At 36.4% G+C, this 13,222-nt stretch carries 10 protein-coding genes; 8 read left to right on the forward strand and 2 right to left on the reverse strand.

Annotation, left to right across the window (positions count from 1 at the left end):
* Positions 1-178 precede the first annotated feature (178 nt).
* From FHR28_RS19445 to FHR28_RS19455, 3 genes are all read left to right on the forward strand, one after another.
* Complete coding sequence (locus FHR28_RS19445; protein WP_034615906.1) at positions 179-685, forward strand: sigma-70 family RNA polymerase sigma factor; 507 nt, start codon at positions 179-181, stop codon at positions 683-685.
* 4 nt (positions 686-689) lie between these two features.
* Complete coding sequence (locus FHR28_RS19450; RefSeq protein ID WP_151956193.1) at positions 690-1,685, forward strand: FecR domain-containing protein; 996 nt, start codon at positions 690-692, stop codon at positions 1,683-1,685.
* A gap of 74 nt (positions 1,686-1,759) precedes the next feature.
* Entirely contained in the window at positions 1,760-4,306 is a 2,547-nt protein-coding gene (locus tag FHR28_RS19455; RefSeq protein ID WP_166783329.1) for a TonB-dependent siderophore receptor, read from the forward strand.
* Positions 4,307-4,637: 331 nt separating this feature from the next.
* Here the strand turns inward: FHR28_RS19455 and FHR28_RS19460 are convergent, their stop codons facing one another.
* On the reverse strand, positions 4,638-5,621 hold the full coding sequence (locus tag FHR28_RS19460) for a zinc-dependent alcohol dehydrogenase family protein (RefSeq protein WP_166783330.1): 984 nt from the start codon (positions 5,619-5,621) through the stop codon (positions 4,638-4,640).
* 104 nt (positions 5,622-5,725) lie between these two features.
* Here FHR28_RS19460 and FHR28_RS19465 point away from each other — a divergent pair, with 104 nt between their 5' ends.
* The 4 genes from FHR28_RS19465 (at position 5,726) to FHR28_RS19480 (ending at position 9,975) form a co-directional block, all read left to right on the forward strand.
* Positions 5,726-6,622, forward strand: a complete 897-nt coding sequence (locus FHR28_RS19465; protein ID WP_166783331.1) for a LysR family transcriptional regulator — start codon at positions 5,726-5,728, stop codon at positions 6,620-6,622.
* A gap of 606 nt (positions 6,623-7,228) precedes the next feature.
* On the forward strand, positions 7,229-8,527 hold the full coding sequence (locus FHR28_RS19470; protein ID WP_166783332.1) for an MFS transporter: 1,299 nt from the start codon (positions 7,229-7,231) through the stop codon (positions 8,525-8,527).
* Between the two features lie 132 nt (positions 8,528-8,659).
* The gene (locus tag FHR28_RS19475; protein ID WP_151956198.1) at positions 8,660-9,088 is read left to right on the forward strand and encodes a DoxX family protein; all 429 of its coding nucleotides are present in this window, start codon (positions 8,660-8,662) and stop codon (positions 9,086-9,088) included.
* A gap of 182 nt (positions 9,089-9,270) precedes the next feature.
* The gene (locus FHR28_RS19480; protein ID WP_004722281.1) at positions 9,271-9,975 is read left to right on the forward strand and encodes a hypothetical protein; all 705 of its coding nucleotides are present in this window, start codon (positions 9,271-9,273) and stop codon (positions 9,973-9,975) included.
* A gap of 211 nt (positions 9,976-10,186) precedes the next feature.
* On the opposite strand, the gene proP is transcribed toward FHR28_RS19480, so the two are convergent.
* On the reverse strand, positions 10,187-11,668 hold the full coding sequence (gene proP, locus FHR28_RS19485; RefSeq protein WP_004722280.1) for a glycine betaine/L-proline transporter ProP: 1,482 nt from the start codon (positions 11,666-11,668) through the stop codon (positions 10,187-10,189).
* Positions 11,669-12,367: 699 nt separating this feature from the next.
* On the opposite strand from proP, the gene FHR28_RS19490 reads away from it, so the two are divergent.
* The gene (locus tag FHR28_RS19490) at positions 12,368-12,982 is read left to right on the forward strand and encodes a MarC family protein (protein ID WP_004722279.1); all 615 of its coding nucleotides are present in this window, start codon (positions 12,368-12,370) and stop codon (positions 12,980-12,982) included.
* Positions 12,983-13,222: the final 240 nt, after the last annotated feature.

Genomic DNA, 13,222 nt, shown 5'->3' on the forward strand with positions numbered 1-13,222 from the left:
TGCATATATTGACATTCAGGGCTGTCCAATTTAAGCCGCAAAGCTAAATAAGCTGCTACAGATTGGTTTGTGTAAAAAATGCGAGTTGGACAAGTACATAGTTAAGATGAAAATAATGATTGAATTTAGCCATTAAATTACTGATAATAATTATCATTCGCTTAAATAAACTTTTTCCATGTCTGCGTCGCTTCCCAATCATGATATTGCTCAACTTTATCAAGAACATCATTCTTGGGTATATGCATGGCTATATAAAAAGTTAGGCAATAGCTCTGATGCAGCTGATTTGGCACAAGATACTTTCTTAAGAGTGATGGCACGACGTCAGCAAATTGAATTATTGCAACCACGTGCTTATTTGACCACTGTAGCCAAAGGCTTGATGATCAATTGGATTCAACGGAAGCATATTGAGCGAGCATATTTAGACGTGCTGGCGCTACAACCTGAACTCGAAGAAATCTCTCCAGAACAACACTGTTTGATTATTGAAAGTTTGCTTGAAGTGACACAATTGCTAGAGCAACTGCCTGCGGTGGTACGCGATACTTTTCTCTATGCGCAGCTTGAAGGGTTGAAATATGATGAGATTGCAGTCAAATTGGATATTTCCCTAAGTTCAGTCAAACGCTATATGAAAAAAGCGTATGTACATTGTCTGTCTGCCATGCTGGACGACTAAGCGAATGTCAAAGCAGAATGAATCTGAACAACAACACAATCAAAAACAAGATCAAAAACAGACGCAACAAATTTTAAATGAAGCGGCTGATTGGTGTATGCGTTTAAGTCAAGGCGAGTTGAGTCCGCAGGAATTACAGCAATTACAGATCTGGCAGCAACAAAGTTCAGTGCATGCCAAAGTTTGGCAAAAAATGCAGCAACTGCATCATACTTTTGATCAACTCCCAACAGAAGTAGCACGGCCTATTTTAGAGCAAAGCACATCATCTTCATGGAAAAAACGCCGTCATTACATGTGGGTTTTGGCGTGTCTATCGTTACTGTATTTAGGCTATAGCTTAAATCAGCAGCAACAATGGACGGCAGATTATCGTACAAAAGTGGGTGAAATTGAAAAAATTAAACTCCCTGATGGTGGTGAGCTGTATCTAGACAGTGCATCGGCAATTGATCTGGACTATAGCGCTAAGCAACGTAATGTCGTGCTAAGAAAAGGTCAGATCTGGATTAAAACGGCAAAAGATCAACAACAACGCCCATTCTTTGTGCAAACTCAACATGGGCAAATGCAGGCTTTGGGTACTGAATTTTCAGTAGAGCTTGATCCAAAGCAGTCTTGGGTATTCGTCGAGAAAGGCGCGGTGAAATTACAACCACAACGTCATCCAACTCAGACAGTGATTGTTGCGGCGGGTCAGCAAAGTCATTTGAATCGCGAGCAGGCGGTGGAGGTTACAAGTGCTGATCTTACACACAACAGTTGGACGCAGGGCTGGATGATCGTGAATGATCTGCCATTGTCTGAATTCGTACAGCGTATAGGAAAATATCAAAAGGGTTATATTGCTTTAGATAATGATATTGCTCAGATTAAAATATCAGGGACTTATCCAATCAATGATTTACCAACGCTATATAACATGTTGGCTGTCACCTATAAGTTAGACATCAATCGCTATGCACAAGGCTATTGGATCAGTATTGGTGAAAAAAAATAATTTAAGGCTGACACTTTTTTAAAACTCAACTGGCAAGGCTAATAAGAGAACTCATTGGTATTCAATAGGGGGTTATGGTGTCTCTAGCATTGCAACACGCAAAAAAATTGAAAAAATCGAAGCCATATAAAATAAGCCGCGAGAAAAAAATGCGTTATTCGGTCATGCATTTATTGGTACTGAGCAGCATGTTGGGTGTCAGTGCATTTAGCCATGCTGAAACAGCAGCAACTCAAAAGCATTATCAAGTGGCTTCAGGGGATTTGGGACAAGCACTTTCTAATTTTGCTCTACAGTCTAATATTGCATTGTCTTTTGATCCGAAACTGACGCAGGGGTATAAAACCAACGGTTTAAGCGGCAGTTTTGATATTGCTCAGGGTTTTCAACAGTTATTAAAAGACACAGATCTACAGCTTGTTCAACAAAGTCCACGGGTGTGGCGAATTGAACGACGTCAGATGTCGAAAACCACAACAGTTGCAAACACGGCAACGGATTCAGCCGTGGCAACAAATTCTCACGCTGACAATCCAGCAGCGAAACTTGAGACCATTGTCGTGACTGCCAATCAGTTGGGGGAAATTACTGAAAATAGTGGTTCTTATACGCCAGGTAAAATTGCCACTGCCACGCGTTTAGTGCTTACACCGAAAGAAACACCACAAACCATTAGTGTGATTACGCGACAGTTGATGGATGATTTTCAGTTAAATAATATTGATCAAGTCATGTCGCATACCCCAGGGATTACCGTATCAGCTTACGACAGTGAACGGACCAGTTATTACTCACGCGGTTTTGCCATTAATAATTTCCAATATGATGGCATTCCTTCTACGACTCGAAATGTCGGTTATGCTGCGGGGAATACGCTCAGTGACTCTGCTATTTATGACCGTGTCGAAGTACTCAAAGGCGCAACGGGCTTACTTACAGGGGTGGGTTCTTTGGGGGCAACCATCAACTTGGTACGTAAAAAACCAACCGCAGAGACTCAAGCATCGCTGAGTTTAAGCGCAGGTTCTTGGAATAATTACCGTGCTATGGCAGATGTCAGTGGTTCACTTAATGATGAGCAAAGTATTCGTGGACGTTTTGTGGCTGCGGGTCAAGACAAAGAATCTTTTATGGATCGTTATGAACGTAAAAGTGCTGTGTTTTATGGCATTGTCGAAGCAGATTTAGGCGATAAAACTTTAGTTACACTGGGTGCAGATTACCAGAACAATGACCCTAAAGCATCGACATGGTCAGGCTCTTTCCCTTTATTTAATGGTGCAGGGGAACGTAATCCAGATCCGGATCGCTCCTTTAATAATGGTGCCAATTGGAGTGAATGGAAACAATATACCCGCACCATTTTTGCCAATGTACATCATAAATTTAATGATGATTGGGCACTGACTCTGCAATATGACCATAAAATTAATGGCTATGATGCAACACTAGGTACCATCCAAGGCTATTATCCTAAATTAGACGGTTCCGCTAATCTTTGGCCTTCTCAATATATCGGTCGCACTGTTAGTGATTCATTGGAGTTGTATAGCACAGGTAAGTTTGAGCTGCTTGGTCGGCAACATGATTTGGTCTTAGGCGCAAGTGGGGCTTATTCACGTTGGAAGGGGAAAGATTGGTACGGTGGCATGCAGGGTTATGATTCACATATTCCCGATTTTAGCCAATGGGATGGCAATATTGCACAGCCAAATTGGGGTGAGCCAAATGCCTATACCCATGACCGTACTACTCAATATGGTGCCTACGCCAGTACTCGTTTAAATCTGGCGGATGATTTAAAGGTGCTCTTAGGTACCCGTATGATCAACTATAAAATGAAAGGTTTACAAGGTGTAGTCGAGGAAAAGAACCGCTTCATTCCCTACGTTGGGGTCGTCTATGACATCACTGATCGAGTCAGTGCTTATGCCAGTCTTAGCGATATCTTTATGCCTTATGATATCTGGTATAAGTCTTCAACCAATAAAATCCTAGATCCAGACGAAGGTAAAAACTACGAAGGCGGCTTTAAGTTTCAATCTGATGATGCCAAGTTAAATGCCAGTATCGCTTATTTTGAAATCCATGAATCCAATCGTGCCATTGAGGACATTGTTTATAATGGTGCGCCAAGTAATCCCGCTGTTGATTTTGCATGGATTGGTACGAAAGCCAAAACTAAGGGGGTAGAGATTGAAGCTTCTGGTGAGGTCTTCCCCAATGTCCAAGTGCAAAGTGGTTATACCTACAAGCAAATTAAGGACCATGATGGTGAGAAGATTTCAACATGGGAACCAGAACATCAATTTAATGTCTCAACCCAGTATAAATTTGATCAGCAACTCGATGGTTTAAGTGTGGGTGGGAATGTTCGTTGGCAGAACCACGGATGGCAAACGGTGTATAACAATGTCAAAAAGCGTAGTGAAGTGATTGATCAGAAAGCCTTTGTATTGGTCGATCTAATGGCCAACTACCAGTTTAATGAACAGTTAAGTACTGCGATTAATTTAAATAATATTTTTGACCAACACTACTTTACCAACATCGGCTTCTATAACTCTGGGGTGTATGGTGAGCCACGTAATTTTATGCTTAGTGTGAAATATAAGTATTAAGTCGTAAATGAGGGTGGGGAGGAAACTGCTCATCTGAAACCTATACTAAACTAGACAACTCAACCTCCCTTTTTGAAAAGGGAGGTTGAGTATACAGTCTCGCTATTCTTATTCATGCATTTCGACGTATACGTCTTATGCTCAATTTTAGCCTACAACGCAAGCTATTTATGAAATGTCACAGCAGCTAATAGAAAATTAAATTAAAAATATTTTATATCAATGTATTATTGTTTTAATTTGACAGTCGCTGCTTCCGCCAAATATTTAAAAAGACCCTTAAATTTTCAAGGATCTTTTTTTGACTATGTTCAGTCCTAAACCGAGCTAGTTAAATAATATCAATGACTACTTTGATTGACGCTGCCCCACTTTCTAAAAAATCATGCGCTTCAAGAGCATTTTCCAAACTAAAAGTATGATGATCAACAATAGGGCGAATTTTCCCTGACTCAACATATTCAGTCAGTTGTCGCAAAATAGCACCATGGTGTGCTCGACCTTGACCAGTGAGTAGTGGTAGGAGGACGAAAACACCTGAAAGCGTTGCAGCTCGTAAAGATGAAGGGGCTAAGTTTATTTCACTAAAGGCGTAGCAACTTGAAATGTGCCCATATGATTTAATTGCTGATAAGGACGTAGCAAGAGTATTACCACCAACAGTGTCATAAATAATATCAAACCCCTGACCCTCAGTATGTTTTTGAACATAATCATCAACACTTTGTGTCTCATAATCAATAGCTATTGCTCCGAGATCTTCAATCACTTTACGACTGTGTGCTTTACCTGTTGCATATACCTCCGCACCTTTAGCTTTTGCAAGCTGCACAACCATATGACCAACACCTCCAGCACCACCTTGAACTAAGACGGAATCCCCCTTTTTAACTTGAGCTCTATCCACTAGACCTTCCCACGCTGTTAAAAAAACCAAAGGTAAAGCAGCAGCTTCACGCATAGATAAATTATTAGGTTTAATTGCAAGTAAATCTGCATCTACAGCAATATATTCAGCTAAGGTGCCTTGTAATCCTCGGACACCACCAGCCAAACCATATACTTCATCCCCAACGATAAAGTTATTAACATTTTCACCTACCTTTATGATTTCACCAGCAAGATCTGTTCCGAGTATTGCGGGGAGAATAGAATCTGCATAAGGCGCTGTCCCTTCACGGATTTTATAATCGATAGGGTTAACACCACTACTATGAATTTTGACCAAAACTTCATGCGAATGAATCTCAGGAATTGGAATTTCAACCAGACTAAATTCCTTGATATCATAGCTTTTCAAGATTTGTGCTTTCATTGCTATACCTGTAATAACAAAGTTAAAAATTAAATATACTTAAATAATAAATCAAAAAAAATGATACAATTTGGATTTCTTAATTCCATATTTTGGAATAAGTTATGAGTAATTATTTCGAACTGATTAAAATTTTCTGTACAGTGGCGAATACTGAAAATTTCAAAAAAGCTGCCGTAAAGTTGGGGAAATCGCCTCAATCAATTACACGTGCCATACAGGAATTAGAGGATCAAAAAGGAGAAATTCTTTTTTATCGGAGTACACGTGGCCATAAAATTACCCGTGCAGGGGAAGAGTTGTTAATACAAGCTCAGCCTTTACTAAAACAAATTAATGAATTGGTGAAAAATAGTACTCATGAATCCAATCAGAATATTTCTGGTCATATTCGTTTAACGATGCCAACTGCATTTGGTCGACACTTAGTTATACCTTTAATTACAAGGTTTCAGACTGAATATCCAAATATAAAGGTCAGTTGTATTTTGACTGATGAACACAGTGATGTAATTGAAAATCAAATAGATATTGGACTTCGTGTTGGCTTTTTAAATGACAATCGCTTTGTGTCACGAAAAGTTATGAATATCGGTTTTCGTGTAGTGGGTTCACCAGAGCTCATAAAAAGAGTTGGACAGCCTTATCAGATTGGCGATTTAGATAATTTTCCTATTATTGCCTTTGAAAATTTATCTTTAAATCAATATTGGTTTTGGGGGTTTGAATATGATCAAACTTTTTTACCTAGCTCGCCATTTTTTTCAACCAATGACCTTGATGCTTATTGTCAGGCAATAGTTGATGGTATTGGTTTTGCTCATATTCCAGAATTTTTGGCATTACCGATGATTCAGCAAGGTACTGCTATAGAAGTCATGAAAAATGTTAAGTCATCTCCATGGGGATTGTATTTATATCGCCCACAATTGGGGCCAACACCAAAACGAATTAAATTGCTCTATAACTATTTGGCTGAAAATTTTATAAAAAGTGATTGATAAATTATAAATATATAAATTTTAAAAGTTGCCATATTTGAGGTTGGTTATAGTCATAAGCATAAATTTAGAGTTTAAGTAAATTATTACTTCAATTTTATAGATGAACATACTTGGTTAATGCTCTCGTTAATGCTTTATGTTTTTAAGATCTTTTTCATGTAGATATGCAGTTTCAACTTTATATGAAAGTTTATGTTTTAGATCATCTTCATAGAATCCACAATAATAATCAATTTGATTTACCAACCCATCACGGAATGTAGAGCTATAGATCGAAAACCATGCGTAGTCGTCATCCGATTTTGTTTTGGATCAATATAGCTTAAGCAAAATCCTCTCTAATTTACTCCCTTTAGCCACATTTTTGATGTGGCTTTTCTATTTTCAACTTGAGAATTAGCTAAGGAAAAAAATATTGAATATATCTTGTAAAAAAACTCTATTTTAAAAAATAAATATTTATTGGTTTAAGTTATTGTTTTTTATTTGAAATTTAAAATGATATAGATTGTATCTGATTCTTGTACTTTCTTTAATTTACGAATAGTATAATTGAATTATGAAATAAGTAATTATCGTTGCAACGATGTAGAAGGAATTACCATGAAAGAAGTTGCATTAAATGATTTTATTGATCAACAAAAAATAGGAAGGTATCAGAAGTTTATCTTATTGACATGTTTGCTACTGATGGTTATGGATGGCTATGATATTCAAGCAATCGCATATGCTGCGCCTTTGATCATGGAACATTGGCAAATTGATAAAACCATGTTGGGGGTCGTATTTAGTGCCAGCCTTTTTGGTTTATTTATAGGCTCACTATTTTTAAGTTCTTTAGCAGACCGCTTTGGTCGCCGTCCCATTTTACTTATTTCAACTCTAGCTTTTTCTGTGCTGATGTTACTCACACCAAGTGTTAGTAGTGTAGAACAATTGACCATCATACGTTTTGTGACTGGGATTTTCTTAGGAGGAATTATGCCTAATGTTATGGCATATAGTTCCGAGATTGTGCCAAGCAAGTATCGTATTTTGACCATGATGGTTATTTCATGTGGTTATACAGTTGGAGCAATGCTAGGCGGTGGAATTTCTGCTTTATTGACGCCAATTGGTGGATGGCATGCGATCTTTTATTTTGGTGGAATTATTCCCCTGATCATTTTTTTTATTATGCTGTTCACGTTGCCAGAATCCTTACAATTTATGGTAAGCAAGAATAATGATCACAAAGCATTATTATGGCTAAAAAAATTCTATCCAAAGCTAAATTTTAGTTCAGAACTTAAAATTTTAAATCCCCTGATCCTGAAAACAAAACAATCACCTTTAGAACTATTTAAAGAAAACCGTGCATTCTTTACTTACACCATTTGGATAATAAGCATTTTGAATATGATTAGTTTGTATTTTTTAGCGAACTGGTTACCGATGCTTGCCAAAGAATCAGGCTTAAATTTAAACCAGGCCTTACTGATTGGTTCCATTCTACAGTTGGGAGGAGCCTTTGGCAGTATTTTGATGGGTTTGAAAATAGATAAAGTCGGATTTTATAAGGTACTTATTCCAGTATTTATTACTGGCGTATTGAGCGTAGCCGTGATTGGTTATTCAATTAGTAATCCTTTACTTTTATATGTGGTTGTTTTTATTGCAGGGTTTGCAATTGTTGGTGGTCAGCCAGCGATCAATGCGTTTTCTGCTAGTTATTATCCTATTTCACTACGTACTACTGGGGTGGGATGGAGTATTGGAATAGCACGTTTAGGTTCAGTAATTGGACCATTGTTTGGCGGATATTTATCTAAACACATGGATATTACGCATCTCTTTATTGCTGCTGCAGTTCCATCAATGCTTGTGATTATGACACTCGTGATTCAAGCAAAATATCGATAACTGATGATTTACCCAGTATCTAAGGAGTATTTAATTATTTTTAAATAGCAAAATCATGTATTTAAGGCTTAGATTCTCCCTGTCACTCTTGAAACTATATGAGAAATAGTTTTTAAAAAAGGTTTACATACCATGAAATTAAATACGCTGCGATATTACGATTTTGTGAATTCAAAATTTTATATTTTATTGATAGCACGTGTATTACTTGTAGTATTGTTTATAAAGCTAGGGATTCCCAAGCTTATTAACTTTGAACAAACAATCCAGTATATGCAATCTTTAAATATTCCATTTTCAACTCTAGCTGCATTTATCGCAGTTGTAATGGAGGTTGTAGCTCCTATATTTATATTGATCGGCTACTATACTAGACCTATTGCGATTATTTTTGCATTTTATACGATTGGGTCTGCAATATTAGGTCATGCCTATTGGCAAGTTCCCTCGGAACTTGTCCAGTCGAATATGATCAATTTTTATAAAAACATAAGTATTGCTGCTGGATTCTTTTTGTTAAGTTTAACAGGACCAGGCCGATACTCCTTGGATAAAAAATAAATGTTTTATTAGAGGCTTTGGAGCATTGAAGGTCAACGACAATGTTTCATTAGCTATTTTTTTAAGTTAATAATGCTTCTCAAGAAGTTTAAAGTATTTTGATTAACAATTGATTGCTTGAATGATTAGGGTAGAGTTAGATCTTAGTAAATGTAAAATGATTTTAAATTTTAAAGTTAAAAATGTCTAAAAAGCCTTATCTATCACCAGAAATGCAAGAATATCAAGCAAAGCAAAAAAGACAAAATAAATTACTTTTGCAACTTTCAATTCTTCTATTTATCCCGCCTTTATTGTTATTTCCCGCATATCCAAGAAATGATTGGCAATATTCCATTTATAAGTACATCACACAGAATTTGTTGATTACAGTGGGTACAAAAGGACCACTACCATTTTTTACTATTCTTTCTAGTATATACATTACAGTGATTATGTTTTTCTTAAGTTGTTATGTCTGCTGGTTATTCTTAAAAAAGTATGGCATTCAGGAAAACTTCCAAAAAAAGATTTACAGTTTATTCGTACAATTCGAATTCTCTTCTTCATATAAATATCCTTGGTTAGAAAAACCAATAATCAAAAAAACATTAGTTTCGAGCATTTTTATTTTATGTTTTCTTGGTAGTATTTGGCATTTTGTTCATGATGAAATTTCATTCCAAAGTGGTAGTCGTAAAGGTGCACTCATAGAATGGAGTTACAACTATCGAATAGGCGTATTGTTTTGGGAATTGATCATGAGCTTGTTCAGTATCTCTCCTATTTTTTATTTCTTTCTTTTATTCATTTATCTTGGCAATTACTTTTTCCGTGGATTGGGGACTGGAAAAATTATTTCTTCAAAAAGAAACAGCAAAATAAAAAAGCGTAAGAAAAAAAGATGATTTCTTTAATTCTGTCATATTGTCTTATCCTGTAATAGTACGACACTTATGTCATAAAACGCTCAATCAATTTCATTGGGCATTTTAATATTCTCGTGGCGTCTATATCATCCACTCCAGCATCCTTATGTTTTACTTGCTACAAAGAATAATAAATCTAAGCTAGAGGCTTATCCAATAACATCATATTGAATAAGCCCATTTAAGACCATTAATCAATATCAGGATGTTGCTTGGCGAGATGATCACGTTTTTCTTGCAACTCTTCAATTTTTTGATCAATTTTTTCGATTTTTTGCTCAATATTTCCATGATATTGTTCGAGAAGTTCTTCAGCTTCTTCAGTATCAACGGCCATTGGTTTTGCACCTTTGAGCGGCAAGTTGGCTGTTTCTTTAAGATAAATCGCAGTAATCACCCCAAAGCACCCACAAATCACCAAATAATAGGCAGGCACCATAATATTTTGAGTGGTTTCAACCAATGCTGCTGTGATGGTCGGGGTTAAACCTGCAATCACCACAGAAATATTAAACGCGATTGCAAGTGCACTATAACGAATTTCAGTTGGAAACAATGCGGGTAGGGTTGAAGCCATTATTCCAATCAACATATTCAGTGAAAGTGCCAACATCAACAGACCCAAGAAAATTAAGTAAACATTATTGGTGGCAAGCAATATAAAGGCAGGGTATGACAAGACAATCAGGGCAATGCTGCCTGCAAAGACAAATGGGCGACGACCAATCTTGTCGCTAAGCATGCCTACAAACGGCTGAACAAAGAGCATTCCAACCATTACTGCAATAATAATCAGAACGCCGTGATTTTCTGAATAGCCTAAGTTATGTGAGAAATAACTTGGTAAATAGGTGAGTAGCATGTAGTAGGTGACATTGGTACACAGTACGAGTCCAACACAGACCAATAGACTGCGCTTATGTTCACGAAAAATTTGTTTGAAACCGACTTTTTGCGGTTTTTTAGATTGTGACTGTTCTTCGGCATGTGCCTGAAAGGTTGGTGTCTCATCTAAAGAGTGACGTAAATATAAGCCAATCAGTCCCAGCGGTAGCGCTAAATAAAAAGGAATACGCCAGCCCCAATCGACAAAGGCAGCTTCGCCCATGGAAAAGCTGATCATTGAAACGACGCCCGCTCCAACAACAAAACCTAAAATAGAACCAAAATCCAGCCAGCTTCCCATGAAACCACGTTTTCGATCTGGAGAATATTCCGCTACAAATATTGCTGCTCCAGCATATTCACCTCCGACTGAAAAGCCTTGAGCAATTTTTACAATGAGCAGCAAAATAGGAGCCCAAATCCCGATACTTTCATAAGATGGAATCAAACCAATACCAAAGGTACTGACCGACATGATAATAATGGTGATTGCCAGAATTTTTTGACGACCGTATTTATCACCTAAATGCCCGAAAAATAATCCACCCAAAGGTCGAAATATAAAGGGTATAGAAAAGGTGGCAAGGGCCGCAATCATTTGTATACTGGGTGATGAATTGGGGAAAAAGACTTTACCCAATACATAAGCGACATAGCCATACACACCAAAATCAAACCATTCGATGGCATTCCCTAAAGCTGCAGCTTTAATGGCTTTTTTAGTCTTATCATAATCAATAATTTCGACATCATCGATTTCAAGTGGTTTGATTTTTCTTTTATACATAAATGGCTTAATCCTAATGAATGACAGTGTTAAAAAACGCGTTAAAACACAATCAAAAATAAAATTCATCATGAGCAGAAATGATTAAAAAATATAACGCTAGGTTACATTTAAGATTTCAATGTCATAGAATTTTAATAAATATCAATTGATTATAATTTTAGTTTTTTTGTGAATTTTATGTGTTGGGTAATCATGAACAAAATGTATGAGATCTGATGCAATTATGTAATAAATTTAACGTATATAAAATAATCAAAAGGGCTGTGAATAATAGTTGTGTCAGCTTAGCTAGAATTATTTTAGCAGGGCGCAACGCCAAGCTGATGCTAAAAAATGTTGAGACTAGAAATAGGTATTTGGATGATGACTAAAGCAATAAACAGCCGTTAAGTATAATTTTATCAACAATCCAAATGCTAATGGGTACAATATGAGTTATAACCAGTGCCTAGCTTAAATGGGTGCTAAAAAACTGTATAAATATTTTTTATAGATAAAAATGAGTCAATTTTATAAGGTTATGCATTTTTTGAGTAAATGTAATATTTTTTGTAAAAATAAGTTGCTGAATCTTAATAAAATTTACAATTTTAATGATTAGTTAGACAAAGTATCTCCTTGTTGAGAAGTACAATTTTAGCAAAGTAAGCTCTTTTTTTGATTTTGTTTCCTGATTTTGTTTTATGGAAAGCCATTATGTTTTCAAATTATATCCATCCATTTGTTTTGTTTTTCTCATTACTCAATCCGTTTTTAATGAGTATCTATATGATCGGGATGATTCGCCATACTGAAACCCATGTATTCAATAAAGGTTTAGCCCAAGGTGCCTTGATTGCTTATGTGGTTTTTATGCTTTTTGCATGGGGTGGCGAAGCAATTTTTAGTACTTATTTAAATGTTCGTTTTGAATCATTTCAGATTTTTGGTGGATTAATTTTCTTAGTGATTGGCTATCGGTTTGTATTTCAAGGTGCGGATACCATCGGAGAAATGAGAGGAACACCTGCACATTTGGCCAGTACCATGGCGATGCCATTTATGATTGGTCCTGGCACAATCAGTGCGGCTGTCGTAACAGGAGCGAGTATGTCTTTACTCGAATCCGCTGTGTTGATCGCTTTTACCTTATTTATTAGCTGTGGCATTTTAATGATCATGAAGTATGGGCATGACCACTTACGTTATAGCCATGCAAAATATATTGATCGCTATTTTGATATTGTTGGACGTTTATCTGCCTTGTTAATTGGCACAATTGCGATTGATATGATCGCAACTGGAATCATTGGTTTGCTTGAAAAGTATTAATTATTTTTTATATTTTTTTAAGGTAATTATCAAATAAATACAATGACATGATTTACGCTAAGGTGGGGGAGTACACATCACGTCATGTCAAAGTTTATTCAGTAATATTATCTAGTAACCTTATTCTTAGCCTTTCAGATTGAAAGGCTGTTCATTTTATAGCTTTGTCTAACAAAACGAATTTGAATTAGAAAATAATGGAGGAATGTAGAGATATATGTTGTTTTTATGTGAAATATA

The sequence above is a fragment of the Acinetobacter sp. BIGb0196 genome (assembly GCF_011759595.1).
Lineage (GTDB): Bacteria > Pseudomonadota > Gammaproteobacteria > Pseudomonadales > Moraxellaceae > Acinetobacter > Acinetobacter guillouiae.